Consider the following 26,119-nt stretch of genomic DNA (forward strand, 5'->3'; position numbering starts at 1 on the left):
AAGCGGCCATCACCCAAATAACGGATATACCCCCACCCCAAAAGCTCGCCCCAAGGCCCAACCCCCCGCAATCCTCAGAGGCTGTAATAATACCCGCGACTACGCAACGCCACGATCCGTGGTCGGCCATCCGGGTGTGGGCCGATCTTTTTACGCAGGTTGCTCACGTGCATATCCAAGCTGCGATCGTAGAGGGTCAACTTACGCCCCAGGGCAATCTGCGCCAGTTCCTGCTTATCCAGCGGTTCACCCGGCTGGCGCAGCAAGGCTTCAAGCAGGCGACTCTCCGAAACGGTGAGGGCAAATTCCTGCTCATCGATGGTCACCACCCCACGCACCGGGCTGAAGCACAGGTCGCCCAGTTCCAGCTGAGTAGACACCGCCGCCGGATGACTGCGGCGCAATACGGCGCGCAAGCGGGCAGTCAGTTCGCGCGGGTCGCAGGGCTTGGCCAGGTAATCGTCGGCGCCCAGCTCCAGGCCGAGGATGCGATCCAGCGGCTCGCCCCGTGCCGAAAGCATCAGCACCGGCAATTCCGGATGGTCGTTGCGCAATTGCTTGAGCAGCTCCAGGCCGCTGCCGTCGGGCAGCATCACATCAAGCACCACTGCTGCAGGGGCGCTGTCGGCCAGGGCTTTGCGCGCGCTCAAGCCGTCGTGGCAGGCGCGCACCTGGAAACCTTCCTGGCTCAGCCAACTGGTCAGCAGCTCACAGAGCTCCTGGTCATCATCTATCAGTAACAGCTCGCTCATGACTCACTCAATTTAGCCATTGTCGACGGCGACGGTGCCCACCGCTGGCGAAGATACCGCACAGCAGGGCGATCAGGGCGACGGCCCCTCCGGTGACAAACCACTGTTGTTGCTCGGTCAGCCAGCGGGTCAAGGCGCCGCCTTGTGATGCTTTGAGTTGCTGGGCCAGGCGTTGGTTCTCTTGGCGCAAGCGACTCAGTTGGGCACTTTCGCGGGCAGTGTCTGCGCTTTGCAATTGCTTGCTCAGCTCTTCACGCAGCCGTTCACTTTCTTTCAAACGTTGCTGCAACTCGGTGATCTGGCTGCCGGCACTCAGGGACAGGGGCGTGGAAATGCCGGTGTTCGAGGTTTCTTCAGCGTGGGCGGTAGCCCCGATCGTTAACACGGCCAACAGACACAACTGACGTAAGCGCATCGGAACTCCTGATTCCACACGAATATTCAGAACGTTGTCGGCAGGTTACCGAGAATAATGAGCAATTAGGAGCGCGCCGAACCGAATAGGTTCGGCCCGGCTTTATTAAAGAAAGCGGTTCAAGGCAGGACTTGCTTGAACGGCTTGATCACCACATCAGCGTAGACGCCTGCTGCTACATACGGGTCGGCCTTGGCCCAGGCTTGGGCGTCGGCCAACGACGCAAACTCGGCGACGATCAGGCTGCCGGTGAAGCCGGCGTCGCCCGGGTCGTTGCTGTCCACGGCCGGGTGTGGGCCGGCCAGCACGATGCGGCCTTCGGCTTGCAGCTGTTTGAGGCGTTCAACGTGGGCCGGGCGCACGGACAGGCGTTTTTCCAGCGAGTTGGCAACGTCGGTAGCAATGATGGCGTAGAGCATGTCAGTCCTCGGTTTTCGGCGTGGTAGGGGCGGTGTCATGCAGATGGCGCGACAGGTAGATACCCTGGCCGATCAGGAACAATACGGTCATGCCCAGGCTGCCGAAGACCTTGAAGTCGACCCAGTAGGCCTGGAAGGTAAAGGCCACGAACAGGTTGGCGGCGCCGCAGAACAGGAAAAACACGATCCAGGCGACGTTCAAGCGTGTCCACACCGGGTCCGGCAGGGTCAGTGCATGGCCCATGATGCGCTTGATCAGCAAGCGATCACCGATGAAGTGGCTGCCGATGAAGACCAGGGCGAACAGCCAGTTCACCACGGGGGCTTTCCATTTAAGGAAGGTTTCGCTGTGGAAGGCCAGGGTCAGGCCACCGAATACCAGGCAGGCAATCAGGGTCAGCCATTGGCTTTTTTCCAGCTTGCGCTGGGAGATGAAGATGGCGCCGTAGACCACGATCGAGCTGATGATCAGCACGGCGGTGGCGCTGTAGATGCCCCCGAATGTCAGCTCGTGACCGGCGATATCAATGACCCTGGGGTCGAGTTTGGTAACGATGAAAAACAGCAACAGCGGGATGAAGTCGATGAATTGTTTCACAGTAAGAGCCAGAAGCTGGATGTGGCGGCATAATAACAAACATCCTTGGTTGCGATAGCGCCAGCTGACTTGAGGTTACACACCCCCGTGAATGTTGATTTGCACTGCCACAGCACGGCCTCCGACGGCGCCCTGGCGCCCGCAGTACTGGTTGCGCGTGCGTTTGAAAAAGGCGTGCGAGTCCTGTCTTTGACCGACCACGACACCCTCGAAGGCCTCGATGAAGCCCGTACGGCCGCGCATGCGTTGGGCATGCAGCTGGTCAACGGCGTGGAATTGTCCTGTACCTGGGGCGGCGCCACCATTCATGTGCTCGGTTACGGTTTTGATCAGAACGCCGCGCCGTTGGTCGAGGCCACTGCCCAATTGCACGATGGTCGCTGGCTGCGGTCCGAAGAAATAAGCCGCAAGCTCAGCCTTAAAGGCATGCCCAATGCCCTGGAGGGCGCCCGCGCCATCCAGCAGGAACTGGGCGACAGCGGCAACGCCCCAGCCCGTCCGCACTTTGCCGACTGGATGGTGCGTGAAGGTTTTGTAAAGGATCGCGCCGAGGCCTTTCGCAAATGGCTGGGCGCCGGCAAGTTAGGTGACGTCAAGCAACACTGGCCGACCCTGGAAGACACCGTCGCCACTCTGCGGGCCGCTGGGGCCTGGGTCAGCCTGGCGCATCCGTGGCATTACGATTTCACCCGCAGCAAGCGCCGCAAGCTGATTGCCGACTATATTGGAGCGGGCGGCCACGCTATCGAAGTGGTCAACGGGCACCAACCCGCCGATCAGGTGGGTAGCCTGGCGATACTTGCTCGCGAATTTGGTCTGCTGGTCAGCGCCGGCAGTGACTTTCATGGCCCAGGCGGCTGGTCCGAGATTGGCGAGTATCGCCAGGTACCGGAAGATCTGCCGCTGTTGTGGGGGCGATTCAAGCATGACCCCATTATTGCCACCGTCTGAACAGGTAGAACACGTGAGTCAATTCTTCCAGATTCATCCGGAAAACCCTCAAGCGCGCCTGATTAAACAGGCCGTGGAGATCATCCGCGCCGGCGGCGTGGTGATCTACCCAACCGACTCGTCCTACGCCATTGGTTGCCAGATCGGCGACAAGAGCGCGGTTGAACGGGTCAGACGCCTGCGTGACCTGGACAAGAATCACAACTTCGCACTGATTTGCAGCGACCTGTCCCAACTTGGGCTCTTTGCGAAGGTCGACACCGGCACCTTCCGCCTGCTCAAGGCCCATACGCCGGGGCCCTACACCTTTATCCTCAACGCCACCCGCGAAGTACCGCGTTTGTTGCTGCACCCCAAAAAGCGCACCATCGGCCTGCGTGTGCCGGAGCATCCGATTGCCCTGGCGTTGCTGGCTGAACTGGGCGAGCCGCTGATGAGTGTGTCGTTGATCCTGCCCGGTGAAGAAGAGCCGCTGTACGACCCGTACGAAATGCGCCGCCTGCTGGAAAAACACGTCGACTTGATCATCGACGGCGGCTACGGCGGCAACAAGGCCTCCACCGTGATCAACCTGGCCGACGGCGAGCCGGAAGTGGTGCGTGTGGGTTGCGGCGATCCGACGCCGTTCATGGTCGAGGCCTGAATGTCGGTCGTCGAAACCGTCGACAGCCAGGCCGGCGCCCAGCAGGAACTGCCGTTTGCCATGGTCTATGGCCAGGCGGTCCTGGAAATGCCGCTGGACCTGTACATCCCGCCGGACGCCCTGGAAGTGTTCCTTGAAGCCTTCGAAGGCCCGCTGGACTTGCTGCTGTACCTGATCCGCAAGCAGAACATCAATATCCTCGACATCCCGGTGGCGGAAATCACCCGCCAGTACATGGGGTATGTCGAGCTGATGCAGACCGTGCGCCTGGAGCTGGCCGCCGAGTACCTGGTGATGGCCGCGATGCTCGCCGAGATCAAGTCACGCATGCTGTTGCCGCGCTCGGAGACCATCGAAGCCGAAGAGGACGACCCGCGCGCCGAACTGATCCGTCGCCTGCAAGAGTACGAACGTTTCAAGGCCGCCGCCGAAGGCATCGACGGTCTGAGCCGCGTTGGCCGTGACGTGGTGGTGCCCAAGCTCGACGCCCCGGAAGCCCGGGCGCGCAAGCTGTTGCCGGATGTGAGCCTGGAAGAATTGCTGATGTCCATGGCCGAAGTGCTGCGCCGGGGCGACATGTTTGAAAGCCACCAGGTCAGTCGCGAGGCGCTGTCGACCCGCGAGCGCATGAGCGATGTGCTCGAACGCCTCAAGGGCGGCGGGTTTGTACCCTTTGTCGAGTTGTTCACCAAAGAAGAAGGGCGCCTGGGGGTGGTGGTGACCTTTATGGCGATCCTTGAGCTGGTCAAGGAATCCTTGGTCGAGCTGGTCCAGAATGAGCCTTTTGCGGCTATCCACGTGCGGGCGCGAGCCGAATAACGAGCTGAATCGATGAATTTGACTGAACCCCGCGAACTGGCGCCGCTGCTGGAAGCCTTTCTCCTGGCCTCGGGTAAACCGCAATCCCTTGAGCGCCTGTTCGAACTCTTTGAAGAGGCCGAGCGCCCTGAGCCACCGGTGTTCAAGAAGGCATTGGAGATCCTGCGCAAGTCCTGCGATGGTCGCGCCTTTGAGCTGCGCGAAGTGGCGTCGGGTTATCGCCTGCAGATCCGTGAGAAGTTTTCCCCCTGGGTCGGCCGTCTGTGGGAAGAGCGCCCACAGCGTTATTCGCGGGCGATGCTGGAGACCATGGCGCTGATCGCCTATCGCCAGCCAATCACCCGGGGCGAAATCGAGGACGTGCGCGGTGTGGCGGTCAACAGCCATATCGTCAAGACATTGCTGGAGCGTGAGTGGATCCGCATCGTCGGCTACCGCGATGTGCCCGGCAAACCGGCGATGTTTGCCACCACCAAGGTGTTCCTCGACCACTTCAACCTGAAAAACCTGGATGACCTGCCGCCGCTCGCCGAACTGCGCGAGATGGAGGCCGAACCGGTATTGGATTTCGACGACGCACCGGTTCCTGCCAGCCTGCAGGAACTCGCCGACGCCACGGCCGAGCCGGAGGAGCCGAAGGACGAGACCAGCTTCCATACCTTGTTGCTCGAATTGGACGACATGGAGCAGGGGATCAAGACCGACTTCGACGACTTGCTGCGTGACGGTGCGAGTGAACCGCAAACTCAGGTGAACGGTGAAACCGCGCCCGAGGTCGAAGTTGAACCGGAACCGGAACCGGAACCGGAACCGGAACCGGAAGCCGAGCCAGAACCGGAGCCCGAGGAAGACATCCTTGGCGTGGCTGAGGCCCGCGAGAAACTCCTGGCTGCCGTCGCCGCCCTCGAACAACCGCCGTTGAGCGACGAGGAAGACGAAGCCCGGGCGCTGGCCGAGGCCATCGAAAACGAACGCCGCCAACTCGAAGACTGACGCACTTCGATGTGGGAGGGGGCTTGCCCCCGATAGCAGTGCCCCAGTGACAAAAATGCAGGCTCACACACTGCATCGGGTGCAAGCCCCCTTGCCACATTGGATCTCCATTGTCTGGATTGTCTGGGAGAAAACATGAGTTCCACCAAAGACCCGTGCATCAGCATCTGCAAATTCAGCGACGATATCTGCGTCGGCTGTGGCCGCAGCAAGCGCGAAATCCGCGCCTGGAAGAAGCTCGACAAGGTCGACAAGCGCACGGTATTGGCCGAAGCCGAGCTGCGCCTGTTGGCGTTGGGCGCCACCGGTCGGCGGAAAAGCAAATGACTGCGCCTTAATCGACTAGTCTGTGATGCGCAACGCGCGCCATGCGCGTATGATTCGCGACCCTTTGGCGACGTATTCGCCCAAAGCCCCGCTTTCAACACTCCTCAGGCCACGCCTGAATCGACCCACCGGGAGGTGCTTAAGATGAACGACCAAGACCAGAACGACAGCCAGGAAATCGGCCCAGCAGGCGAAAAACTGCAAAAGGTGCTGGCGCGTATCGGCGTGGGCTCGCGCCGCGACGTCGAAGCCTGGATCACCCAGAAGCGCATCAAGGTCAACGGCGTTGAAGCCACCCTTGGCCAGCGCGTCGACCTGCACGATGCAATCACCATTGATGGCAAGGTCATCAAGCGTGAAGAGGCCGCCGAATCGGTGCGCCGCGTCATCATGTACAACAAGCCTGACGGCGAGATCTGCACCCGTGACGACCCGGAAGGCCGTCCGACCGTGTTCGACAAAATGCCCAAGCCGAAAGAAGGCCGCTGGATCAACATCGGCCGTCTGGACATCAACACCACCGGTTTGCTGATGTTCACCACCGACGGCGAGCTGGCCAACCGCCTGATGCACCCGTCCTACGAGATGGACCGTGAATACGCCGTGCGTGTACGCGGTGAAGTCGATGACGAGATGATCGAGCGCTTGAAAGCGGGCGTCGTCCTTGAAGACGGCCCGGCCAAGTTCACCGACATCAAGCAGGCGCCAGGCGGCGAAGGTTTCAACCATTGGTACCACTGCGTGGTGATGGAAGGCCGTAACCGTGAAGTGCGTCGCCTGTGGGAATCCCAGGGCCTGGTGGTCAGCCGCCTGAAACGCGTGCGTTTCGGCCCGGTGTTCTTGAACTCCGACCTGCCGATGGGCCGCTGGCGCGAAATGAGCCAGTACGAGGTCGATATCCTCAGCGCTGAAGTCGGCCTGACGCCGGTTGCCATGCCGCAGATGAACGCCAAGAGCAAAGACAAGCTTGAGCGTATGCAGCGTAAATCGTCGCGTCCTGTGGCCCGTACCGAACGTGTTGCCCGCACCCTGCGCCCTGCGCTGAACGCGCCGGCCACCGGCGGTCGCATCTCGCGTGAGCCGCACATCGAAGGCGAGCGTCGCCCAACCGCTCCGTCCCGCCAGGAAGGCGAGCGTGGCCCTCGCACCCCGCGTCCTGCGCGTGGCGGCGAAGCACCAAGCGGCGGCCGCGGCAACCGTGGTGAAGGCCGTGGTGCTCCGGCATCCGACCGCCCAGCCGACAGCGCCAGCACCAAGCGTCCAGCCAAGCCGGCAGCGAACAAGCGTCCTGGGCCGAAACTGGTCGCGGACGAGCCGTCGGGCAAGCGCCGTGGCGCCCCGGCCGGTTCCGGCCAGCGTCCTGGTTTTGGTCGCAAGAAGCCGCAGTGATGTAAGTGCTGCACAAAAAAACGCCAACCTTCGGGTTGGCGTTTTTTTTTGCCATGAAATACGGTCAAAAATGTGGGAGCGGGCTTGCTCGCGAATGCGGTGGATCAGTCAGTACATTGGGTGACTGACACTGCGCATTCGCGAGCAAGCCCGCTCCCACATTTGTATCTCCGGTGTTTCTGAATTTTGTGCTCAGAACGCAAACGTTCCATCAAACACCGGCTTGTCATCCAGCGCCAACACGCCGCTGGCAAAGATCAAATCCAGGTGATGACTGCCTTTCTGCCCGCCGCCCAAGCCCAGGTGCAAGCCGCAATGGCGCTCCTCGAACCCGGCATTGCGCGCGTACAAATCCTTGACCCCTTCATTGGTGCCAATCCCCAGCTCTTCTACGCGACGGTTGGACGGGTTGGCATTCAAGTACTTGTTGAAATCGTCCGCCAAGCCCGGCACATCGCTGGCCACGCTGCAAATCGTCGAGTTCTCGATCCACAGCTCCAGCGGTGATTGCAGTACGCCGTATTTGCGCGCAAACGGGATGGTGCTCAGAAACGTGCCGACAAACCGCACCTGGCCGTTGATGGCCTCGCTGTGCGTGGCGATCTCGCCCGGCGCCAGGTCATGGTTGCCGACGCCATTGATATTGGTCCACTTCTTGATGCTGCTCATCGGCGCTTCCAGGCGCGAGCCGTGTTTGTCGGTAAAGCTCAGCACGTTGGCCTGGGACATGCGTCGGATCAGCGTGGCGTTGAGGTCGGCAATGCGTTGCGGCTCGACGCTGAAAGTGTCGTAGAAATAGTCGCCGTAATCCTTGAACAGCAGGGATTTCTTCCAGTGCTCGGCCATCACCTCCTGCAGGGCGCGGATAAAGTCCGGGCCTTCGGCGCGTGGGTTGGGCAGGGTCGATGAATCGTAGAGAAACAGGTACAGGTCACAGGTTTCGATGGCCTGGGCCAGGGTGTCGCTGGCGGCCAGGTCCAGGCGCTGCAACTGGAAATTGAATCGGGCGGCGCTGCCGTGGGTGATCGCCTGGGCAATGGCGTCATAGCGCTCGGTGTGGCCCAGCAGCACGGTTGGGCGGCTCAGGCCATTGAGGGCCGGGTGATGCGCAAGGTAGTAGAGAAAGTGTTCGACGGCGCGGGCCTTGTCCATGACGTGTGTCCTTCTGTGCCTGGGGTAAGGGGGCAGGTGCCGTGCACAACACCTGCCGGTTGCCTGCCGGGTGTTAGAAAGGCCACATCGCGGTGCCAAAGGGCACAACGGCATCAGCTTGCATCATTTCAACGGCGGCCTCATGGGTCGGCGCTTCAAACCAATCGTCGAGTTGCAGTTCGGTTTCCAGGTCGTTTTCCAGTGCTTGCATGGTGTATCTCCTAGAGGACGTTGTTTGAGAACGGCTTGCCAACGGGCTTCGCTGGCAAGTGAAAGAACCTAGGAGAGTGTGTTTCAGAATGCAAAATATTTATTGACACGGTCTCATTTGGATTTTTTCTTCTGTTTTTTAGCGGCGGTTTTTTATTCAGAAAAAACAACGCACTGGCGAAGCTAATTTGTAGGATTTTTCATACTGACATTTTTCCGTTTTCTGACGGATCAAGCGCGGCTGTAACGCTTATTTTCCGGGCTGTAACGATTAATTTACGATAAACACGCGCGCTCATTGAGCACCCCGGCGCTGTAAGGAATGCCTGACAGATTGTCACAGGCACGCCCCGAGGGCGGCCCGAAGCTGTCGAGCGGTGTACAATGCGCCGCGTTTTACTGTGACTCCCTTGCGTACCTACGCAAAAGGCCAAGACCTCAGGGTTTATCCACCCTGATCACTCCGCCTGGCCACGAGCCGGACGGGTTCGATTTCGTCACAGATAAAAACAAACAGGTGACGCATGACCGTTAGAAAGACGCTGTACTCCTGGTGCCTGCGCTGGGGTTTGAGCGGCGCTGCTTGAGTCGAGATTCAAGGCAGCAACGTGCATTCAACATCATCAAACCTTGCGTGAGACCCTTTTCATGAGTGGACCCCATTCCTCTTCAGGCGAGCTGAAACGCGGCCTGAAAAATCGGCATATCCAGTTGATCGCCCTCGGTGGCGCCATCGGCACCGGCCTGTTCCTGGGCTCGGCCGGGGTGCTTAAATCAGCCGGGCCGTCGATGATCCTGGGCTACGCCATCTGCGGCTTTATCGCCTTCATGATCATGCGCCAGCTCGGCGAGATGATCGTCGAAGAGCCGGTCGCCGGTTCCTTCAGCCACTTTGCCCATAAGTACTGGGGCGGTTTCGCCGGCTTCCTGTCGGGCTGGAACTGCTGGATTCTGTACATTCTGGTGGGCATGTCGGAGCTGACGGCGGTCGGCAAATACGTGCACTACTGGTGGCCGGAGATCCCGACCTGGGTCTCGGCGGCAGCGTTCTTCGTGCTGATCAATATGATCAACCTGGCCAACGTCAAAGTCTTCGGCGAGGCCGAGTTCTGGTTTGCCATCATCAAGGTAGTGGCCATCGTCGGCATGATCGCCCTGGGCAGCTACTTGCTGGTCAGCGGCAGTGGCGGGCCGCAAGCCTCGGTGAGCAACCTGTGGGACCACGGCGGTTTCTTCCCGCATGGCGTCAGCGGTTTGGTGATGGCCATGGCGATCATCATGTTCTCGTTCGGCGGTCTGGAGATGCTCGGTTTTACCGCAGCCGAAGCTGACCAGCCGCGAACCGTGATCCCAAAAGCGATCAATCAGGTGATCTACCGCATCCTGATTTTCTACATCGGCGCGCTGGTGGTGCTGTTATCGCTGACACCGTGGGACAGCCTGCTGGCAACCCTCAATGCGTCCGGCGATGCCTACAGCGGCAGCCCGTTCGTGCAGGTGTTTTCGATGCTGGGCAGCAACACTGCCGCGCACATCCTCAACTTTGTGGTGCTGACCGCAGCGCTGTCGGTGTACAACAGCGGCACCTACTGCAACAGCCGCATGCTGCTGGGCATGGCCGAGCAGGGCGATGCGCCCAAAGCCCTGGCGAAGATCGACAAGCGTGGCGTACCGGTGCGTTCGATCCTCGCGTCGGCGGCGGTCACCCTGGTGGCGGTGCTGATGAATTACCTGATCCCGCAACACGCGCTCGAGCTGCTGATGTCGCTGGTCGTGGCCACGCTGGTGATCAACTGGGCGATGATCAGCTTCTCGCACGTAAAATTCCGCCAGCACATGGACCGCACCGGCCAGGTGCCGCTGTTCAAAGCGCTGTGGTACCCGTACGGCAACTACGTTTGCCTGGCGTTCGTGGCGTTTATCCTGGTGATCATGCTGATGATTCCGGGCATTCAGGTCTCGGTGTACGCGATTCCGGTATGGGTGGCGTTCATGGGGCTGTGCTACTGGATCAAGAACAAGCGCAGCGCTGAAGCGGCGTTGACCACGGCGAGTGCGGCGTTGAAGTAAGCCGTGTTGCCTCAACAGAAAACCCGGCGCCGTGCCGGGTTTTTTGTCGGCGCCGACAGGGTAGACTCGCGCCTTCTTTTTCATCGACCCTTGCCCGGAGGCTTCATGCAGCACATCGATATCGACGGCGGCAGCTTGCAGCGCGATGAGGTGCAAGACCTGATCGACCAGCACCGCGGGCCGTTGCGCTTGATGGGCGTCGATTTGAGCGGGGCAGACCTGTCGCGGATGGTGCTGGAGCATTGGGTGTTCGAGCGCTGCACACTGGCGCAAACCTCCTTTCTCGGTGCGCGCCTGGAAGGCACGCAGTGGAAAAGTTGCCGGGCCGGGCACGCCGTGTTCGAGGCGGCCAACCTGCTCGAGGCGCAATTGATCAGCTGCGACCTGAACAACACCCGTTGGCAGCGCAGCAAGTTGTCCCAAGCCAATTTCACGCAGTGCAAACTGACGGGCGCCAACTTCACCCATTGCGCGTCCCTGGGCCTGAGCTTCAGCGAAACCTTGCTCAACAGCGCGTTCTTGTCCGGCCTGTCGTTTGCCCGAACCGTGCTCAATAATCTGGATTTTTCCGACAGCGACTTGTCGGATGCAGACTTTCGCAAGGCCGAACTGATCGACTGCAGCCTCGCCCACGCCCGCATCAACGGTGCCAATTTTGCCGGCGCTGATTTGCGGGGCGCGGATTTGAGCGGCTTTCGCCTCAATGATGCCAAACTGTTCAAAGGCGCCGTGATTTCCAAAGCCCAGGCGTCGATGTTGTTATCCGAATTGGGCTTGTCCGTTGCCTAAGGTTTGTGAGTGATGCTGGTAATTTCCAACAACGTGCACCTGCCCGATGCCGAGATCGAGCTGACCGCCATTCGCGCCCAGGGCGCCGGTGGGCAGAACGTCAACAAGGTATCGAGCGCGGTGCACCTGCGGTTTGATATTCCGGCGTCGTCGTTGCCGGACTTTTACAAGGAACGGCTGCTGGCGCTGCGCGACAGCCGTATCACCAGTGAAGGCGTGCTGGTGCTCAAGGCCCAGCAATACCGGACCCAGGAACAGAATCGCGCGGATGCGCTGGAGCGCCTGGTGGAGTTGATCCTCAGCGCCACCAAGGTCGAGAAGAAGCGCCGCCCGACCAAGCCCACCCTGGGCTCTAAAAAGCGCCGCCTGGAATCCAAGACCAAGCGCGGTAGCATCAAGGCCGGGCGCGGCAAGGTCGACTTTTAAGCGTCGCGCGCTTCGCGGGCCTTGGGCGCTTGTCGGTACAGGTACAGGCTCAGCAGCAAGCCACCTGCGGCGGCGAGCGCGGCGAACAGGAAGATTGAGGCAAAGCCGAAACCCGCCGCCACCGCACCCGCCAACGGGCCGGTGATGCCCAACGACAAGTCGATAAACAGCGAATAAGCCCCCACCGCCGAGCCCCGGCTGGAGGCTGGCACCAGGTTGACCGCCTCCACCCCCAACGCCGGAAACACCAGGGAAAAGCCGAACCCGCTCAACGCCGCACCGGCCAGGGCGAGGTGGGCGTCAGGCGCCAGCCACAGTAACAGCAACCCGAGGATTTCCACGGACAGGCAAGCAATCGCCACGCGAAAGCCGCCGATCCGGTTGATCAAATTGCCGAACAGCAGGCGCGCGCCGATGAAGCTGGCGCCGAACAGGCTCAGTGCCCACACGGCGTTGTCCCAGTGCTGGGTGGTGTAATACAGGGTGATAAAGGTGGCGATGGTGCCAAAGCCGATCGAGCCCAGGGCCAACGCGCAGCCGTGGGGCAGCACGCGGCCCAGCACGTTCATGAACGGCAGCCGCACACCGGCCACAATCGGCGCTGCGACTTTATTCCAGGCCAGAAACACGCCGAGCACCGCCAGCAGAATGATGCTGACGCCCATGCTCCACAATCCGAAATGGCTGACCAGCACCACCCCAAGCGGTGCGCCGACGGCCAGTGCGCCGTAACTGGCGATGCCGTTCCATGAAATGACTTTGGCGGTATTGGCCGCGCCGACCCGGCCAATGCCCCAGCCGATGGCGCCCGAACCCACCAGGCTTTCGGCGCTGCCGAGCACCAGTCGGCCGATGAGCAGGCTGATCAGGCTGACAGCCGGCAGGCTCGAAAACCACGCGGCAAGCAACATGAACACGCCACTCAGGCCGCAGCCCACCAGGCCGATCAACACCGCGCGCTTGCTGCCCAGGTTGTCGATGATTTTGCCGGCATACGGGCGGCTCAGCAGCGTGGCCAGGTACTGCACGCTGATCACCAGGCCGGCAATCACCGCGCCGTAGCCCAGTTCACTGTGGACATAGCCCGGCAACACGGCCAGGGGAATGCCGATATTGAGGTAACCGATAAAGGTAAACAGCACGATGGAAACGACTTGCAGCGTGACCGCCATGGGGCGCTGGGTATCTGGCATGGGAGAGGTCCACTGTCGCAGCAGGTAAAGATAGGCTGCTAATGATACCGGCGCTTACGCCTCGCGGGGCGGCAAAACGCAAAAACTTCAGATTACCGACAGATCAGGGTTTGGCAGGCGTCAGCATTTGCGTGGTCACCAGGGCGGCCAGGGCGTTTTCCTGGGTGCCGAAGCGCTCGAGCAGTAGCGCCTGTTTTTCAGGGCTGAGGCGGTGCCACACGTCGATCATTTGCAGCGCTGCGTCGAGTACAGCGGTGTCGGGGGCGTCGGGGAGGGTATCAGTCATGGCGGGCATCTCGGGTGATTCAGGCAGTGTGGAAAGCGCTCAAAGGTGCGCTTTCCACACGGTCTGGTACGGCGTCAGTCCTGGCTTTTGCTGTCGACTGGTTGTGCTTCTTTGGTCTCAGGCTGTTTGTCGCTGGCCTGCTGCGGTGTTGGCTGCTCTGTTGGGTGCAGGCTTGGGAAGGGGAGATTAGGTATCTCGTGCATCGTCGTCGCTCCTCGCAAGGTCTGTTTAATCAATCGCAGTGTGATTGCGCGCTCTCAAAAAGCCTTGGCAGGATACAGCACTGAAAATGACAAAAAGAATTTTATGTCGACGTATGTACGAATTTTCATTTTTTAGGCAAGTGACAAGAGGTCACACCTCTAAGGACGCCCCTTAAAAGGCGCGCTGTTCAAAAAGGGACTTTGCCCAAGATCATGTCGCGGTACATCACAAAGTCGCCCAAGAGGCTGTAGAGCGGGTGTTGGAAGGTCGCCGGGCGGTTCTTTTCGAAGAAGAAGTGGCCGATCCAGGCGAAGCTGTAACCGGCGATGGGCAACGCCAGCAGCAGCCCCATCGAACCTTTGCCGATGGCGTACGCCAGGATGCCAATCACCAGCGTGGTGCCGATGAAGTGCAAGCGCCGGCATGTGCTGTTGCCGTGTTCACTCAGGTAGTACGGATAGAACTCGGCGAAGCTATTGAATTGTTTGACGTTTTCCACGTTGGCCGGCCCTTGGGTGGTTGTACCGCCTTACAGATGTTCGGCGGGGAGCTTATTTGAGTCTAGAGTGATCAGTGGTAACAGCCAGTGACAATAGATGCCACTTTAGTATCCTTGGCTTCCTGGCTGCCGTTAAGCCTGCTTTTTTAAGAAGACGCCATGAGCGAACGAACAACTTCTGCAAGCTGGGCGATGGGGATAGTCAAGGCGTTGGAAATGGACGGCCTGGACTGCCGTGTGCTGTTCAAGCAATTGGGCCTGGACTACGCCGCCCTCAGTGACCCTGACGCGCGCTTCCCCCAGGATTCGATGACGCGGCTGTGGCAGCGGGCAGTTGAGCTGTCGGGCAACCCGGCGATCGGCCTGAACATGGGCAAGGTTGTTCGCCCGGCGTCGTTTCATGTGGCCGGTTATGCGCTGATGTCCAGCAACACGTTGGCCGAGGGCTTTATGCGCCTGGTGCGCTATCAGCGCATCATCGCCGAAAGTGCCGACTTGAGCTTCCGACTCTTACCTGAAGGCTATGCGCTGATTCTGACGGTGCACGGCGACCACTTGCCACCGACTCGCCAGAGCGCCGAAGCCTCGCTGGCCAGTGCTTTGGCATTGTGCGGCTGGCTGACCGGCCGCACCTTGCAACCGCGCAAAGTGCTGCTGCAAGGCGATCAGCCGGCGGACCTGACGCCTTACAAACAAGCCTTCCATGCACCCCTGGAATTCAACGCACCCTATGACGCGCTGATTTTTGAGCAGGCCGACATGGATGCGCCGTTGCCCACGGCGAACGAAGCCATGGCGTTGCTGCATGATCGGTTTGCCGGTGAATACCTCGCGCGTTTTTCCGAGAGCCGCGTGACCCACAAGGCGCGGCAAGTGCTGTGCCGTCTGCTGCCCCAGGGCGAACCCAAACGCGAAGTGGTCGCCCAGACCTTGCACCTGTCCCAGCGTACCTTGCAGCGGCGCTTGCAGGAGGAGGGCACCAGTTTCCAGACATTGCTCGACGACACCCGCCGCGAACTCGCCGAGCAGTACCTGGCGCAGCCCAGCATGACCCTGCTGGAAATTGCCTACCTGTTGGGGTTTGCCGACCCGAGCAATTTTTTCCGCGCGTTCCGCCGTTGGTTCGATGCCACGCCCGGCGAATACCGGGCGCGGTTGCTCGAGGCGTCGACGGTCAGTGCCGCCAAAACGCCGGAATGCACAGAACAAAGACTGTAATGATCTCCAGTCGGCCCAGCAGCATGCCGAACGACAGGATCCACTTGGCCGCATCCGGCAGGCTGGCGAAGTTACCGGCCGGGCCGATGGTTTCGCCCAGGCCTGGGCCCACGCCGGAAACGGTGCTGGCCGCGCCAGTCAATGCGGTCATCCAGTCCAGCCCCAGCAGCGACAATGCCAGGGCAATGGCGCAGATGGTGATGGCGAAGAAGAACGAAAAGGTCAGAATCGAACGCACGATCTCTTCGTCGAGGCGGTGGCCGTTGTACTTCTGCTTTATCACCGCGCGCGGGTGAATCAGCTGGTTCAAGTTGGCCTTGAGCAGGATATAGGCAACCTGGAAGCGGAAGATCTTGATCCCGCCCGCCGTGGAGCCCGAGCAGCCGCCAACAAAGCCCAGGTAGAAGAACAGCATCAGTGAGAAGTTGCCCCAGATGCTGTAGTCCCCGAGTGCAAAACCGGTCGTCGTCACCACCGACGTGACGTTCACCGCCACGTGGCGCAGCGCATCGAACCACGGCAGGTCGGTGGTCCACCAGTACCAGGTGCCCAGTACCAGCCAGGTCACCAGCAGCAACCCGAGCAAGCCTTGCACCTGTTGATCCTTGATCAGCGCCCGACGGTTGCCGCGCAAGGTGGCGACATACAGGGTGAAGGGCAAGCTGCCGAGGATCATCACCACCACGGCGACCCAGTGCACCGCCGGTTGTTTCCAGTGGGCCAGGGACTCATCGGAGGTGGAAAACCCGCCGGTGGAAATAGCCGACATCGCGTGGTTGATCGCATCGAACAAGCCCATCCCGGCCCACCAGAACGCCAGGCTGCCGAGGATGGTGATGCCCACATACGCGGCCACAATCAGGCGCGCCACCATGTGCGAGCGCGGCATGACTTTTTCCGAGCGATCCGAGGATTCCGTCTGGAACAGGCGCATGCCACCAATGCGCAGCAGTGGCAGGATCGCCACCGCCATGCCGATAAAGCCGATGCCGCCGAGCCAGTGCAGCAGCGAGCGCCACATCAGGATGCCCGGTGACATGCTGTCCAGCCCGCTCAAGACGGTGGAGCCGGTGGCGGTAATGCCCGACATGCTTTCGAAAAAGGAGTCGGTGTAGCTGATGTGCTGGGTCAGTAAAAACGGCAGCGCGGCGAACACGCAGACCACCAGCCAACTGCTGACGGTCAGCAGGTACATGTCTCGGGGGCGCAGGTGTACGTGTTCGGGGCGGCCAGGAATGACCAGCGCCAGACCTGCGAGAAAGGTGATCAGGCTGGCCCACAGGAACGAGGGCAGGTCGCTGGTGCGTTCGAAAATCACCAGGGTGGCCATCGGAATGACCATGGCGATCGCGAGGGTGATCAGGAAGATGCCGATGATGAAACCGATGATGCGTAGGGTCGGCAACGCCATGAAGAAAGCTCGGGTGTTGGGATAGTGGCGCCATTCTACCCGCGGTGCAGGGCTTGTAAACCGGGGCTTGGGGGCGACGTCGATCAAATGTGGGGTTTGTGGTGGTCATCGGGCTCCATATAGGCGGGCATAAAAAAAGGCGACCCGAAGGTCGCCTCATTCAACGCGGCACGGATCAGAACTCGTGGTCAGCGTTATCCGGGTTCAAGTCGCTGATACCCAGCTTGCCCGCAGCCGCTTCAATCGAACCGGTCTGCTTGACCAGCGCGGCGATGGCGTCACGCACGATCTGGTTGCCTGCGTCGTTACCCGCGGCGATCAGTTGGTCGTAGTGCTCGCCCTTGTTGGCGTGGTCAACCATGACCTGGATCTTCGCTTCGGTCGACGCCAGGTCAGCCTTCAGCGTGGTGTCGGCGGCCGGATCAGCTTTGGCCACCAGGGACGACAAGCTCGGCCCCGTCATCTTGGTGCCGTCAGTGCGGGTGTACTCGCCCAGGTAAACGTTACGAATACCCTTGGCATCGTAGAAGTGCGAGTTGTGGGTGTTGTCGCTGAAGCAGTCCTGCTCGTCTTCCGGCGAGTTGGCTTCCAGAGACACCTTCATGCGCTCACCGGCCAGCTCGCCGAGGGACAGGCTGCCCATGCCGAACAACATTTTGCGCAGGCCGTCGGTGGCCGGTTCGGCCTCCAGGGTGGCGCGGTAGTTGTCTTCGACGTTGGGTTTCCAGTTGCCGACCATTTCTTCCAGGTCGCTGACCAGCAGCTGAGTCACCGCGCGCAGGTAGGTGCGACGACGCTCGTTGTTGCCGCCGGTGGCACCGTCACCGGTCATGTAGTCCGACGCAGGGCGGTTGCCCGCGCCTGGGCCGGTGCCGTTGAGGTCCTGGCCCCACAGCAGGAACTCGATGGCGTGGTAGCCGGTGGCGACGTTGGCCTCGGAACCGCCCAGCTCATTGAGGCTGGCGAGTTTTTCCGGGGTGATTTCTTTCACGTCGACCTTGTCTTCGCCCACTTGGATCTCGGTGTTGGCGATGATGTTGGCGTTGGCGCCTGGGTTACCCAGGGCGTGTTCGTAGGATTTGTCGACATAGTCGATCAGGCCTTCGTCCAGCGGCCAGGCGTTAACTTGGCCTTCCCAGTCGTCGATGATGGTGTTGCCGAAGCGGAACACTTCGCTCTGCAGGTACGGCACGCGCGAGGCGATCCAGGCGGTACGGGCCGCTTTGAGGGTGTCGTCGTTCGGGTTGGCGAGGAAGGTGTCGATTGCGGTTTGCAGGGTTTTTGCGGTGGATTCGGCATCGCTGTACACCGCGAACACCATGTCAGCGTAATGCGCGACCACGGCCTTGGCGGCCGCTTCGTCGACCTGGCCTGCTGGGGTGGCAGCCGCTGGAGCGGTGGTGCTGGCAGCCGGGGTCGGCGCTTGGGGCGCGGCGGCCTTGTCTTTACCTTCGCCGCAACCGGCGAGAGAAATGGCAATGGCCAGCAGACTGGCGGTGGCCAGGGGCATACGAATCATGGCGAACATCCTGCTTCGGTTGTTGATAGGGCGCGCGGGGGAGCGCAAAAACTGCGACATAATGCGAAAGATTTGCATTTTGTGTAAAGGTTTATACGAGGGAAATATTTAGTATTGTTTTGAGCGATCAGAGAATCGCCGCGTTGTTGCGCTCGGACTGTTTCAGATACGCCGCCAACTCCCGCGCTGGCAGCGGTTTGCTGTAGTGATAGCCCTGGCCCTCGTGGCAGCCCTCGGAAATGATGTAGGCCTCTTGCTCGGCGGTTTCCACGCCTTCGGCGATCACCTGCATGCCCAGGCTTTTGCCCAGTTGGATAATGGCGCGCACGATGGTTGCGTCGTCGTCGTCATCGAGCAGGTCCTGGACGAAGCTCTTGTCGATCTTGATCTTGTCCAGCGGCAGGCTTTTCAGGTAGCTGAGGGACGAATAGCCGGTGCCGAAGTCATCAATCGCAATCAGCGCCCCGGAACGGCGCAGGCTCAGCAAGTGCTGGGCGGCGGTGCTGATGTCTTCCATCAGGCCGGTCTCGGTCACTTCCAGTTCAAGGCTGCGCGGCGGCAGGCGGTAAATCTGCATCAGGTTGTTGACCACCCGCGGCAGCTCGGTGTGGTGCAACTGCACGGTGGACAGGTTGACCGCCATGCGCAGGGCGGTGAAGCCCAGGTCATGCCATTCGCGCAATTGCCGGCAAGCCTGGTCGAGTACCCATTCGCCAATCGGAATAATGGTGCCGTTCTGTTCGGCCAACGGGATGAACAAATCGGGCGGCACCAGGCCGTGTTCCGGATGCTGCCAGCGGATCAAGGCTTCCACGCCCACCACGCGGTGGTCGCGGTAGCTGATCTGCGGTTGGTAGACCAGGTGAAACTGGTCGCGGCTGAGGGCGTCGCGCAGGTCTTTTTCCAGCTCGCGGCGTCGGCGCATTTCACTGTCGACGCTGGCGATATAGAACTGATAGCGGTTGCGCGAGCGGCTCTTGGCCAGGGTCATGGTCTGTTCGGCTTTTTGCAGCAGCTTCTCGGTGCTGTCGCCGTCTTCCGGGAACAACGTGATGCCGATGGTCGCACGCAGGCGAATCTGCTCATGCTCGAGGGCAAATTCGGCTTCCAGGTCATCCAGGATGCTTTGTGCCAGTTCCGCGGCTTCGTAAGGTTGGTCGATATCGGCCTGCACCAGCGCGAACTGATCGCCGCCCAGCCGGGCCAGGGCGCCGAGGCGGCCGCTGTGGGCGCGCAAGCGATCGGCCAGGGCCAGCAGCAGTTTGTCGCCGGCCTGATAAGTGAACTGTTCGTTGACGCTTTTGAAGTCATCCAGGCCTACGCACAACACCGCAACGCGGCGCTGTCGGCGGCCGGCGTCGATCAGGATTTTGTCCAGTTGCTCCTGCAATTTCTGGCGATTGGGCAGGCCGGTGAGGAAGTCGTACTGGGCCATGCGCAGCAGGCTCGATTCTGCCTCGTGCCGCAGGTGGGTATTGCGTTCGATGGATTCGAGCAACTGGTTGGCGGTGTTGATCCACAGCCCCAGTTCGTTGCGTTCATGGCCTTTGATTTGGGGGATCTTGTGTTCGCTGGGCCGGTCCGGGTTGATCGACGTCAGGTGCTCGATAATCCGTGACAACGGCTTGGTCAGCAGCCAGTGATAGACCAGGTACAGCACCAGCCCCATGGCGAGGGCGCGCAGTACGCCGGAAATAAAGATGATCACCGAGCTGACCAGAAAACCTTTGCCATAGGTGGCCGTGTCCAGGGTGATGCTCAGGTCACCGTAATACTCGCTGTAGGGGCCTTTGCCGACCAATGATGTGGTAAAGGTGCGCTCCTGGCCAAGAATCAGGTCGGTCAGCCAGCGGGTGGGCGATTGCTGTAATGCGCGGCTTTTTTCGGCGAGCATGGTTTCGTTGGGATGACCGATGGAGGCCATGCGCACGGCATCGTCCTGAAACAGGCCTTCGATCACCTGCATGCCCATCTCGCGGTCCAGGCTGTAGACCGCCTGCGTCGAGGGGTCGCGAAACATGTCGAGGATGCGCTGAGCATCGCCGGCCACGGCCTGGCGCGTCTTGTAGGCATCGAAAACGATCTGCGCCACGCTCAGCGCAACGCCCACGATCAATGCCGACAGCAGCACCACCCGTAGCAACTTCACCGACAAGCTGTTTTTGAGTTCCAGCTTCAAAGGGGCATTCCTTGTTCCATGCGGGTGGCCTCAATATGCCATGAGTATTGGCAATCTCGTGATGGCAGTCAAAGGAACATTAGGGCATCGGCAGGTTTGACAAGGAACTTGAGAGGGGCGCTGGGGCGAGGCGGACATGGATCCGCCTGCCTTGAGCAATTCCCGTGGGCGCAGCGGATGCGCTGGGAACTGACGCTTTTTTACGCGACGTTGATGTTGACGGTGCTGTTGGTGGATTCGCTGTTCGAAAAATTCACACGTTCCTTGTTATGCATGGCTTCATGCGCAATCTTGTTTTGATCACCTTCACCTTGCTTGTTGCCAGATTGCGACTGAGCCATTTGACCGGCCGCTTTAGCGAGCTCGGTCACAGCCTTGAGACCCTCTTGGGCCAAACCGGCAACCATAGGGAGCATGGATGTTATTGCGCCGATGGTCATAGTAATTTCTCCGACAGGTACGAGAGGCGAATTCCTCACACTGTCTACGTGGCAAGATCCGCGCACCGAGTTCCAGCCACCAGAGCACAATTCGCTGCCCATAAAAAAGCCCGGCACTATGGCCGGGCTCTCTTTACCGCAAGCGTTGCTTAGGCAGTGAAGGTCTTGCCTTCGAACTGCTCAGCCACGAACTTCCAGTTGACCAGGTTCCAGAACGCTTCCACATACTTTGGACGCACGTTGCGGTAGTCGATGTAGTAAGCGTGTTCCCAGACGTCGCAGGTCAGCAGCGGGGTGTCGCCGCTGGTCAGCGGGTTGCCGGCGCCGATGGTGCTGGCCAGAGCCAGGGAACCGTCAGCCTTTTTCACCAGCCAGCCCCAACCGGAACCGAAGGTGCCGACGGACGTCTTGGTGAACTCTTCTTTGAACTTGTCGAACGAACCGAAAGCGGCGTTGATAGCCTCAGCCAGTGCGCCGGTAGGTTGGCCGCCGGCGTTTGGCGCCAGGCAGTTCCAGTAGAAAGTGTGGTTCCAGACCTGAGCGGCGTTGTTGAAGATGCCGCCCGAAGAAGACTTGACGATTTCTTCCAGAGTCTTGCCTTCGAACTCGGTGCCTGGCACCAGGTTGTTCAGGTTCACGACATAGGTGTTGTGGTGCTTGTCGTGGTGGTATTCCAAGGTTTCCTTGGAAATGTGCGGCTGCAGGGCATCGTGTGCGTAGGGCAGCGGCGGCAATTCGAAAGCCATGATGATTCTCCTAATCAGGTCAGTTGCGGTGAGCGCAAGGCCGATCACGGGCGGCCAAACAAGCGCCGGGGAGTTTGTACTCTTTGCGGCGCAGGGTCCGGATCATAGCACCGGGGGTGCGGCAAAACCACGCAACAACTGTGTGGGATAGAGGTTCCAGAGCGTTTTGGAATATTCATCAAGCACTGATCAGTTGATACGCCACGCTGAACATCATCGCTGCCACCAGAAAGTCCAACAGCCGCCACGTAGCGGGGCGCGCGAGCCAGGGTGCCAGCCACGCAGCGCCCAATGCCAGTGTGGCAAACCACAGGAATGACGCGCTCGCGGCACCGGCTACGTAGGCGCCGGGTTCAGTTTGTTGAGCGCCCAATGAGCCAATCAACAGCACGGTGTCCAGGTACACATGCGGGTTGAGCAGGGTCACCGCCAGGGCGCTGAGCAACACCGCGCGCAGCGAACGCACCTTGAGGTTTTCGCCCTGTTGCAGGCTTTGCCTGGAACAGGCCCGACGCAACGCCAGGGTGCCGTACCACAGCAGGAACGCTGCACCACCCCAGCGGGCGATTGCCAGCAGCAGCGGGTTCTGCGCCAGCACCGTGGCCAGGCCGAATACCCCGGCAGCTACAAGTATCGCGTCGCACACGATGCACAGCGCGGCTACTGGCAAGTGGTGTTCACGGCGCAGGCTTTGCGCCAGCACAAACGCATTCTGGGTGCCGATCGCCATGATCAGGCCGAGGGCCACAAGCAGCCCGTTCACATAGCTTTGCCACATAAGGGTTACTCCGCGTTTGCTGCCAAGTGGCGCAATACATCCATGGCCCGCTCAGCATCGCTGCGGCCGACAAACAGGTGGTCGTGGTAGTAACCGGCGATCACGTTGCAACTGATGCCGGCTTTGCCCAGCGCGCTGGCGAAGGCTGCGGTTAAACCCACGGCTTCCAGGGCGGAGTGCACGTTCAAGGTGATCCACGCAGCGACATAGTCAAACGCCAACCCGGCGTGCTCTGCCTGTTGGCGCTCCAGGATCAGTGTCAGGCCTTCCTGTTCGCGAAAGCTGCCGATCACGTCGCATCCTTGAGGCACGCGCTGATCGGGCAGGGTGCAGAGCACATAATCGCCGTCATTGAGGTGCGGGCTCATGCTGCGCAGCAGGGTTGCCAGGGCGGTTTCACCAGCCATGTGAGAATTCCTTGATAGAGAGAAGCAATGCTGGTCATTCTCGCGGGCTACGCTGTATAAGAAAAACCAATATTGCTGATCGCTCATTAGAGAAACTGATGTTCGACTATAAATTGCTGTCTGCATTGGCCGCGGTGGTGGAACAGGCCGGCTTTGAACGTGGCGCCCAGGTGTTGGGGTTGTCGCAGTCGGCGATCTCTCAACGCATCAAGTTGCTTGAGGCGCGTATCGGTCAGCCGGTGTTGGTGCGGGCCTCGCCGCCGACGCCCACCGACATCGGCCGGCGCCTGCTCAACCACGTGCAACAGGTGCGCTTGCTGGAGCGTGACCTGCAAAGCCAGGTGCCGGCGCTGGACGAGGAGGGCATGCCCGAGCGTTTGCGCATCGCGCTGAATGCCGACAGCCTCGCCACCTGGTGGGCCGAGGCGGTCAGCGACTTTTGCGCCGAGCAGCATTTGCTGCTGGACCTGGTGGTAGAAGACCAGACTGTTGGCCTCAAGCGCATGCGCGCCGGTGAAGTGGCGGCCTGTATTTGCGCCAGCGAGCGCCCCGTGGCTGGGGCGCGCAGCCTGTTGCTCGGCGCCATGCGTTATCGCGCGTTGGCCAGCCCTGCGTTTATTGCGCGGCATTTCCCTGAAGGCGTGCGTGCCGACCAGTTGGCGCGAACACCGGCGCTGGTGTTCGGCCCGGATGATTTCCTGCAGCACCGTTACCTGGCTTCTCTGGGAGTCGATGGCGGTTTCGAGCACCATTTATGCCCTTCGTCCGAAGGCTTTATCCGTTTGACCGAAGCCGGCCTGGGCTGGGGGCTGGTGCCCGAATTACAGGTGCGCGACCAGCTGCAAACCGGCGTATTGGTCGAGTTGTTGCCAGATAAGCCCATCGACGTGCCGTTGTACTGGCATCATTGGCGCAGTGGCGGGCAACTGTTGGGCTTGTTGACCGACCATTTGGCCCAGGCATGTGGCCAATGGTTGGTGCCCTATCAGCAGTAACAAGCGTCAAGCTGCAAGCTGCAAGAGAAAAGCTTGCGGATCGTTTTTAACTTGTGGCTTGAAGCTTGACGCTGGCAGCTGCATCCGTAGGAGGCTACATGAAGATTCTGGTCACCGGCGCAAGCGGCTTCATCGGCGGGCGCTTCGCGCGGTTCGCTCTGGAGCAAGGCCTGGACGTACGGGTCAACGGGCGGCGCGCCGAAGGTGTGGAACACCTGGTACGGCGCGGTGCCGAGTTTATCCAGGGTGATTTGAATGATGCCGACCTGGTGCGCGATCTGTGCCGAGACGTCGAAGCCGTGGTGCATTGCGCCGGCGCCGTCGGGCTGTGGGGCAAGTATCAGGACTTCCATCAAGGCAATGTGCTGGTCACTGAAAACGTCGTCGAAGCCTGTCTCAAGCAGCGCGTCGGCCGGCTGGTGCACCTGTCGTCGCCGTCGATCTACTTTGACGGGCGTGATCACCTGGGACTGACCGAAGAGCAAGTGCCGAAGCGCTTCAAGCACCCGTATGCCGCTACCAAATACCTGGCGGAACAGAAGGTGTTCGGTGCCCAGGAGTTCGGCCTGGAAGTGCTGGCCTTGCGCCCGCGCTTTGTCACGGGCGCCGGTGACATGAGCATTTTTCCGCGCCTGTTGAACATGCAGCGCAAGAACCGCCTGGCCATCGTCGGCGATGGCCTGAACAAGGTCGATTTCACCAGCGTGCACAACCTCAACGAAGCGTTGCTCAGCAGTTTGCTGGCGACCGGCTCGGCGCTGGGCAAGGCCTACAACATCAGCAATGGCGCGCCCGTGCCGGTGTGGGACGTGGTCAACTACGTGATGCGCCAGATGGACATGCCCCAGGTCACGCGTTATCGGTCTTACGGCTTGTCCTACAGCGTGGCCGCGTTGAACGAGGCATTCTGCGCGATGTGGCCGGGGCGTCCGGAGCCAGCGTTGTCGCGCTTGGGCATGCAGGTGATGAACAAAGATTTCACCCTCGACATCAGCCGCGCGAGGCATTATCTCGACTACGAGCCCAAGGTCAGCCTGTGGACCGCCCTCGACGAATTCTGCAGCTGGTGGAAAGCTCAAGATCCGGGGCTCAGGTAAGTTCACAACCGGCAATACATCGGGAACCGAATGTGCGGTTCCGAGTCGATCAGTGCGGCGCGAACGCGGTTTATACTGCCGTCGCTCGGCTTTTCAGGTAGCCATCTCACCGATTCAGGGTTGATTCATGCGTAACGATGCTAAAGACGATTTCGACAACGTTCCCAGCCTGCGGGCTGACATCGGGGACGATGATGATTTCGAGCCGACACCCGCTACCTCCGTGCGCTCGCGCAATACGCCGGTGGTCAAGGTCAAGAGCGCCACGACCGGCCCGTTGTGGGCACTGGTGGGCGCGCTGCTGATCGCCTTTGCGGGCCTTGCCTGGTGGAGCTTTCAGCAGATCTCCCTGATGGGCCAGCAATTGGTTGCCACGCAAGAAAGCTTTGCGCGCATCAGTGAAGAAGCGGCGGGGCGTTTGCAGGACATTTCCGGCAAGGTGGTCGCCAGCGAAGCCAACGTGAACAACGGCAGCGAAGCGCTCAAGTTGCAAATCAAGCAGTTGGAAGCGCAGTTGCAGGAGCAAGGCAAGCAACAGGTCGGCGTTGCCGGCCAGGCGAGCGAGCTGGACCAGCGCCTGGCGCAAATGACCGCCAGCACGACCGACCTGGCTAACGCGAATGCCAAATTGCAGGGCCAGGTGCAGGCGTTGACCGACGCGGTGGCAACGCTCAAGGCGGCGCAAGGCGAAATCAAAGACCTGTCTGCCGACGTGGCCGCCCTGAAGAAACAGGGCAACCCAAGCGCGGCGATTGCGCGCCTGGAGCAGGACCTGGTGGTACTCAAAAGCGCTCAGGACAACCAGCCCGCCAACAGCGATGCACCGACCAATAAAGAGTTCGACGTGTTCCGTATCCAGACCACGCGCAACATCACCACGTTGCAGAGCCAGGTGCAGAACCTGCAGCAGCAGCTCAACGAACCGGCGAAAGTCAGGCCTCTAGGGGGGCAGTGATAGTCGGTGTGAGCCGGTTTCAAACGGTGGGGGCTGGCTTGCCTGCGATAGCGGTCTGTCAGCTCATGCTTTTGTAACGGGCTCAGTGTTCTCGCAGGCAAGCCATCCCCCACGATTAAAGGGGGTTCAGCGCTAGATCAAGGCGCTCGTCTGAATTGTCACCGCTTGGTGACACTTCCAATCCCCTTCGTTACTTGCCCTCATGGCACCCTTGTTTAGACTCCAGTCATCCCATAAAA

At 60.5% G+C, this 26,119-nt stretch carries 29 protein-coding genes; 13 read left to right on the forward strand and 16 right to left on the reverse strand.

Features of this window, described 5'->3' with window-relative positions:
- Positions 1-74: 74 nt before the first annotated feature.
- The 4 genes from AACV02_RS19805 to AACV02_RS19820 all read right to left on the reverse strand — a co-directional run bounded on the left by AACV02_RS19805 (position 75) and on the right by AACV02_RS19820 (position 2,184).
- Positions 75-752 (reverse strand): response regulator transcription factor, encoded by a 678-nt coding sequence (locus AACV02_RS19805; protein WP_119741452.1) that lies wholly within the window; start codon positions 750-752, stop codon positions 75-77.
- Between the two features lie 7 nt (positions 753-759).
- Positions 760-1,167: a translation initiation factor 2 gene (locus AACV02_RS19810; RefSeq protein WP_119741454.1), complete on the reverse strand. Its 408-nt coding sequence runs from the start codon at positions 1,165-1,167 to the stop codon at positions 760-762.
- Positions 1,168-1,286: 119 nt separating this feature from the next.
- Positions 1,287-1,586, reverse strand: a complete 300-nt coding sequence (locus AACV02_RS19815) for a YciI family protein (protein WP_015885584.1) — start codon at positions 1,584-1,586, stop codon at positions 1,287-1,289.
- Between the two features lies 1 nt (position 1,587).
- Positions 1,588-2,184 carry a septation protein A gene (locus AACV02_RS19820; protein ID WP_106578415.1) on the reverse strand — a complete coding sequence of 199 codons (597 nt, stop codon included), beginning with the start codon at positions 2,182-2,184 and terminating at the stop codon, positions 1,588-1,590.
- Between the two features lie 87 nt (positions 2,185-2,271).
- On the opposite strand from AACV02_RS19820, the gene AACV02_RS19825 reads away from it, so the two are divergent.
- The 6 genes from AACV02_RS19825 (at position 2,272) to rluB (ending at position 7,306) form a co-directional block, all read left to right on the forward strand.
- Positions 2,272-3,135: a PHP domain-containing protein gene (locus tag AACV02_RS19825; protein WP_119741456.1), complete on the forward strand. Its 864-nt coding sequence runs from the start codon at positions 2,272-2,274 to the stop codon at positions 3,133-3,135.
- A 13-nt stretch (positions 3,136-3,148) separates the two neighbouring features.
- Positions 3,149-3,778: an L-threonylcarbamoyladenylate synthase gene (locus AACV02_RS19830; RefSeq protein ID WP_017139161.1), complete on the forward strand. Its 630-nt coding sequence runs from the start codon at positions 3,149-3,151 to the stop codon at positions 3,776-3,778.
- A gap of 120 nt (positions 3,779-3,898) precedes the next feature.
- Positions 3,899-4,597 (forward strand): segregation and condensation protein A, encoded by a 699-nt coding sequence (locus tag AACV02_RS19835; RefSeq protein WP_177410104.1) that lies wholly within the window; start codon positions 3,899-3,901, stop codon positions 4,595-4,597.
- Positions 4,598-4,609: 12 nt separating this feature from the next.
- Complete coding sequence (scpB, locus tag AACV02_RS19840) at positions 4,610-5,590, forward strand: SMC-Scp complex subunit ScpB (protein WP_119741458.1); 981 nt, start codon at positions 4,610-4,612, stop codon at positions 5,588-5,590.
- A gap of 135 nt (positions 5,591-5,725) precedes the next feature.
- Positions 5,726-5,917: a DUF1289 domain-containing protein gene (locus AACV02_RS19845; RefSeq protein ID WP_005790815.1), complete on the forward strand. Its 192-nt coding sequence runs from the start codon at positions 5,726-5,728 to the stop codon at positions 5,915-5,917.
- A gap of 144 nt (positions 5,918-6,061) precedes the next feature.
- Positions 6,062-7,306 (forward strand): 23S rRNA pseudouridine(2605) synthase RluB, encoded by a 1,245-nt coding sequence (gene rluB, locus AACV02_RS19850; protein WP_106578420.1) that lies wholly within the window; start codon positions 6,062-6,064, stop codon positions 7,304-7,306.
- A 192-nt stretch (positions 7,307-7,498) separates the two neighbouring features.
- Here the strand turns inward: rluB and AACV02_RS19855 are convergent, their stop codons facing one another.
- Positions 7,499-8,458: a leucyl aminopeptidase gene (locus AACV02_RS19855; RefSeq protein ID WP_106578421.1), complete on the reverse strand. Its 960-nt coding sequence runs from the start codon at positions 8,456-8,458 to the stop codon at positions 7,499-7,501.
- Positions 8,459-8,531: 73 nt separating this feature from the next.
- Positions 8,532-8,669, reverse strand: a complete 138-nt coding sequence (locus AACV02_RS19860; RefSeq protein WP_003175756.1) for a hypothetical protein — start codon at positions 8,667-8,669, stop codon at positions 8,532-8,534.
- A 647-nt stretch (positions 8,670-9,316) separates the two neighbouring features.
- Here AACV02_RS19860 and AACV02_RS19865 point away from each other — a divergent pair.
- The 3 genes from AACV02_RS19865 (at position 9,317) to arfB (ending at position 11,953) form a co-directional block, all read left to right on the forward strand.
- The gene (locus AACV02_RS19865; protein ID WP_106578423.1) at positions 9,317-10,738 is read left to right on the forward strand and encodes an amino acid permease; all 1,422 of its coding nucleotides are present in this window, start codon (positions 9,317-9,319) and stop codon (positions 10,736-10,738) included.
- Positions 10,739-10,843: 105 nt separating this feature from the next.
- Positions 10,844-11,527, forward strand: coding sequence for a pentapeptide repeat-containing protein (locus AACV02_RS19870; protein ID WP_106578424.1), 684 nt, complete (start codon positions 10,844-10,846; stop codon positions 11,525-11,527).
- 12 nt (positions 11,528-11,539) lie between these two features.
- Positions 11,540-11,953 (forward strand): alternative ribosome rescue aminoacyl-tRNA hydrolase ArfB, encoded by a 414-nt coding sequence (gene arfB / locus AACV02_RS19875; protein ID WP_034109044.1) that lies wholly within the window; start codon positions 11,540-11,542, stop codon positions 11,951-11,953.
- On the opposite strand, the gene AACV02_RS19880 is transcribed toward arfB, so the two are convergent.
- The 3 genes from AACV02_RS19880 to AACV02_RS19890 form a co-directional block, all read right to left on the reverse strand.
- Complete coding sequence (locus AACV02_RS19880) at positions 11,950-13,146, reverse strand: MFS transporter (RefSeq protein WP_106578425.1); 1,197 nt, start codon at positions 13,144-13,146, stop codon at positions 11,950-11,952. The genes arfB and AACV02_RS19880 overlap by 4 nt on opposite strands.
- Before the next feature lie 103 nt (positions 13,147-13,249).
- Positions 13,250-13,432 (reverse strand): hypothetical protein, encoded by a 183-nt coding sequence (locus AACV02_RS19885; protein ID WP_119742787.1) that lies wholly within the window; start codon positions 13,430-13,432, stop codon positions 13,250-13,252.
- Between the two features lie 391 nt (positions 13,433-13,823).
- Positions 13,824-14,135 carry a DUF962 domain-containing protein gene (locus tag AACV02_RS19890; protein ID WP_106578427.1) on the reverse strand — a complete coding sequence of 104 codons (312 nt, stop codon included), beginning with the start codon at positions 14,133-14,135 and terminating at the stop codon, positions 13,824-13,826.
- Between the two features lie 159 nt (positions 14,136-14,294).
- Between AACV02_RS19890 and AACV02_RS19895 the strand changes: the two genes are divergently transcribed.
- A complete protein-coding gene (locus AACV02_RS19895; protein WP_106578428.1) occupies positions 14,295-15,353 on the forward strand; it encodes an AraC family transcriptional regulator in 1,059 nt (352 codons plus the stop codon).
- Here AACV02_RS19895 and AACV02_RS19900 read toward each other — a convergent pair.
- The 7 genes from AACV02_RS19900 to AACV02_RS19930 form a co-directional block, all read right to left on the reverse strand.
- Positions 15,310-16,764: a TrkH family potassium uptake protein gene (locus AACV02_RS19900; RefSeq protein ID WP_106578429.1), complete on the reverse strand. Its 1,455-nt coding sequence runs from the start codon at positions 16,762-16,764 to the stop codon at positions 15,310-15,312. The genes AACV02_RS19895 and AACV02_RS19900 overlap by 44 nt on opposite strands.
- 175 nt (positions 16,765-16,939) lie before the next feature.
- Complete coding sequence (locus AACV02_RS19905; RefSeq protein WP_106578430.1) at positions 16,940-18,283, reverse strand: imelysin family protein; 1,344 nt, start codon at positions 18,281-18,283, stop codon at positions 16,940-16,942.
- 127 nt (positions 18,284-18,410) lie between these two features.
- Complete coding sequence (locus AACV02_RS19910; protein WP_119741462.1) at positions 18,411-20,462, reverse strand: putative bifunctional diguanylate cyclase/phosphodiesterase; 2,052 nt, start codon at positions 20,460-20,462, stop codon at positions 18,411-18,413.
- Between the two features lie 200 nt (positions 20,463-20,662).
- Entirely contained in the window at positions 20,663-20,902 is a 240-nt protein-coding gene (locus tag AACV02_RS19915; RefSeq protein WP_124418340.1) for a hypothetical protein, read from the reverse strand.
- Positions 20,903-21,051: 149 nt separating this feature from the next.
- Positions 21,052-21,648 carry a superoxide dismutase gene (locus tag AACV02_RS19920; protein WP_003212997.1) on the reverse strand — a complete coding sequence of 199 codons (597 nt, stop codon included), beginning with the start codon at positions 21,646-21,648 and terminating at the stop codon, positions 21,052-21,054.
- 178 nt (positions 21,649-21,826) lie between these two features.
- Positions 21,827-22,426: a LysE/ArgO family amino acid transporter gene (locus AACV02_RS19925; RefSeq protein ID WP_119741464.1), complete on the reverse strand. Its 600-nt coding sequence runs from the start codon at positions 22,424-22,426 to the stop codon at positions 21,827-21,829.
- 5 nt (positions 22,427-22,431) lie between these two features.
- Complete coding sequence (locus AACV02_RS19930) at positions 22,432-22,833, reverse strand: ACT domain-containing protein (protein ID WP_119741466.1); 402 nt, start codon at positions 22,831-22,833, stop codon at positions 22,432-22,434.
- Positions 22,834-22,931: 98 nt separating this feature from the next.
- Between AACV02_RS19930 and AACV02_RS19935 the strand changes: the two genes are divergently transcribed.
- The 3 genes from AACV02_RS19935 (at position 22,932) to AACV02_RS19945 (ending at position 25,880) form a co-directional block, all read left to right on the forward strand.
- Positions 22,932-23,828 carry a LysR family transcriptional regulator ArgP gene (locus AACV02_RS19935; RefSeq protein ID WP_119741468.1) on the forward strand — a complete coding sequence of 299 codons (897 nt, stop codon included), beginning with the start codon at positions 22,932-22,934 and terminating at the stop codon, positions 23,826-23,828.
- A gap of 98 nt (positions 23,829-23,926) precedes the next feature.
- A complete protein-coding gene (locus tag AACV02_RS19940; RefSeq protein WP_119741470.1) occupies positions 23,927-24,925 on the forward strand; it encodes an NAD-dependent epimerase/dehydratase family protein in 999 nt (332 codons plus the stop codon).
- A gap of 127 nt (positions 24,926-25,052) precedes the next feature.
- Positions 25,053-25,880: an ATPase gene (locus AACV02_RS19945; RefSeq protein WP_106578437.1), complete on the forward strand. Its 828-nt coding sequence runs from the start codon at positions 25,053-25,055 to the stop codon at positions 25,878-25,880.
- Positions 25,881-26,119 lie beyond the last annotated feature (239 nt).

The organism is Pseudomonas sp. Larv2_ips, assembly GCF_963879675.1.
Classification (GTDB): Bacteria; Pseudomonadota; Gammaproteobacteria; order Pseudomonadales; family Pseudomonadaceae; genus Aquipseudomonas.